Source organism: Streptomyces atriruber (genome assembly GCF_001418325.1).
GTDB classification, from domain to species: Bacteria; Actinomycetota; Actinomycetes; order Streptomycetales; family Streptomycetaceae; genus Streptomyces; species Streptomyces atriruber.
Genome location: NZ_LIPN01000202.1, coordinates 1 through 2,487 on the forward strand (window position 1 = coordinate 1; position 2,487 = coordinate 2,487).

1 protein-coding gene and 1 pseudogene are annotated in these 2,487 nt (G+C 73.8%); one reads left to right on the top strand and one right to left on the bottom strand.

Translation table 11 applies throughout. The features are described 5' to 3' along the window. Nucleotides 1-296 (bottom strand): annotated as a pseudogene (locus AOK03_RS43160) (hypothetical protein); the annotation flags it as partial. A 724-nt stretch (nucleotides 297-1,020) separates the two neighbouring features. Between AOK03_RS43160 and AOK03_RS21855 the strand changes: the two are divergent. After that, nucleotides 1,021-2,376 (top strand): aspartate aminotransferase family protein, encoded by a 1,356-nt coding sequence (locus AOK03_RS21855; RefSeq protein ID WP_055567012.1) that lies wholly within the window; start codon nucleotides 1,021-1,023, stop codon nucleotides 2,374-2,376. Nucleotides 2,377-2,487: the final 111 nt, after the last annotated feature.

A 2,487-nucleotide genomic window follows, 5' to 3' on the forward strand; every position in this document is an offset into this window, starting at 1 on the left:
AGTGGCGGGATGAGGGAGTGGCGGAACGCTGTCGTCACGGCGGCGTGGGTGGCGCTGGGGACGGCGGCGGGGGCGCTGGGCGCCTGGCAGCTGGCGAGTTCGGACGGGGCGGGGGGTGCGGCGCACAGTCGTCCGCTGGACGAGGCGGCGGTGCGCAGGGCGTTGGCGTCCTCGTCCACGAACCCGCCGCCTCCGTCTCCGAAGCCACCCCGTAAGCCGACGTCGTCCTCGTCTTCCGAGCCGTCCTCGTCGTCCTCGTCGTCCTCGACCTCCGCGCCGTCCTCGGGACGATCCACGGTCCGTTTCACGGGCGGCGCCGCCACGGTCGAGTGCCGCGCCGACGGAACCGTCCGCCTCGTCTCCTGGAGCCCCGCCGACGGCTTCCACATCGACGACGACGTGGAACGCGGGCCCGCGGCGGTGGCCCGCCTGGAGGCGGAACCCGGCGACGACGACGAGCAGGACGACCTCTCGTACGAGATCCGCTGCACCCCGGACGGCCCCCGGGCAAGGGTCGTCCCGGACACGGACGACGANNTCCCGCGCCCCTGGGTGGTCCGTCTGCCCCTGACTCGTCAGGCGGGCCCGGACCGGCTGTGTCCTTCTCGGGTGCGGGTCTGTCGTGGTTGCTCGCGCAGTTTCCCGCGCCCCTGGGTGGTCCCGCTGACCCTCACCCGCCAGGCAGGCCCGGACGGCCGTGCCCCGACGTGGGCGTCGAGGAGATCCGCCCAGGGGCGCGGGGAACTGCGCGCCGAGCCCCCACGACCCGCGGCCAAAGGCCCTCGGCCCCCGGCGTGCCGAGCCCCGTCGTGCCCAGGGGCGCGGGGAACTGCGCGAGCGACCGGCGCCGAGCCGCAGCCGGAGAGCCCCCTCCGCCCGGCAGGGCAGGCCACCCCGGCCAGGGAGCGAACCGAGGCCCGGACACCGCCCCCGCCACGCGACAGTGTGTCGGGTTCCTCCCCGCACGTCAGACAGGACGCCCATGTCCCGTCCACTCCGTGGACATTTACCCTCGGGCCCATGACCCCTCAGCCGAATCCCCAGGTCGGCGCCGCCGTGAAGGCCGCGGACCGCGCACATGTCTTCCACTCCTGGTCCGCACAGGAGCTCATCGACCCGCCGGCCATCGCCGGTGCCGAGGGCGCCTGCTTCTGGGACTACGACGGGAACCGCTACCTCGACTTCACCAGCGGCCTCGTCTACACCAACATCGGGTACCAGCACCCGAAGGTCGTCGCCGCGATCCAGGAGCAGGCGGCGACGATGACGACGTTCGCGCCCGCCTTCGCCGTAGAGGCCCGCTCCGAGGCCGCACGCCTCATCGCCGAGCGGACCCCCGGCGACCTGGACAAGATCTTCTTCACGAACGCCGGTGCCGACGCGGTCGAGCACGCCACCCGGATGGCCCGTCTGCACACGGGCCGCCCCAAGGTGCTCGCCGCCTACCGCGGCTACCACGGCGGCACCCACCAGGCCATCAACCTCACCGGCGACCCGCGCCGCTGGGCCTCCGACACCGGCACGGCGGGCGTCGTCCGCTTCTGGGCGCCGTTCCTGTACCGCTCCCGCTTCTACGCGGAGACCGAGCAGCAGGAGTGCGAGCGCGCCCTCCAGCACCTGGAAGACACCATCGTCTTCGAGGGCCCGCAGACCGTCGCCGCGATCATCCTGGAGACGGTGCCCGGCACGGCCGGGATCATGGTCCCGCCGCCCGGCTACCTCGCGGGCGTGCGCGAGCTGTGCGACAAGTACGGCATCGTCTTCATCCTCGACGAGGTCATGGCGGGCTTCGGCCGCACCGGCGAGTGGTTCGCCGCGGACCTCTTCGACGTCACCCCGGACCTGCTGACCTTCGCCAAGGGCGTGAACTCCGGCTACGTACCGCTCGGCGGCGTCGCCATCTCCGGCAAGATCGCGGAGACCTTCGCCAGGCGCCCCTACCCGGGCGGTCTCACCTACTCCGGCCACCCGCTGGCCTGCGCCGCGGCCGTCGCGACGATCAACGTCATGGCGGAGGAGGGCATCGTCGAGCACGCGGCGAACCTCGGCGCCCAGGTCATCGGGCCGGGCCTGCGCGAGCTCGCCGAGCGCCACCCGTCGGTCGGCGAGGTGCGGGGCGTCGGCATGTTCTGGGCCCTGGAGCTGGTGAAGAACAGGGAGACGCGCGAGCCGCTGGTGCCCTACAACGCCACCGGCGAGGCGAACGCCCCCATGGCCGCGTTCGGCGCGGCGGCGAAGAAGCGCGGCCTGTGGCCCTTCATCAACATGAACCGCACCCACGTGGTCCCCGCGTGCAACATCACGGAGGCGGAGGCGAAGGAGGGCCTGGCGGCCCTGGACGCGGCGCTGTCGGTGGCCGACGAGCACACCGCGTAACCAAGCCACGCCCACCGGCCGGGCCACGCCCACCGGCCGGGCCACGCCCCCCATCCGGGCCACGCCCACCGGCCGGGCCACGCCCCCCATCCGGGCCACGCCCCCGGCCGG

Excerpts from the sequence above, each read along its gene's own strand:
- AOK03_RS21855 (WP_055567012.1), top strand. The coding sequence starts at position 1,021 with ATGACCCCTCAGCCGAATCCCCAGGTCGGCGCCGCCGTGAAGGCCGCG.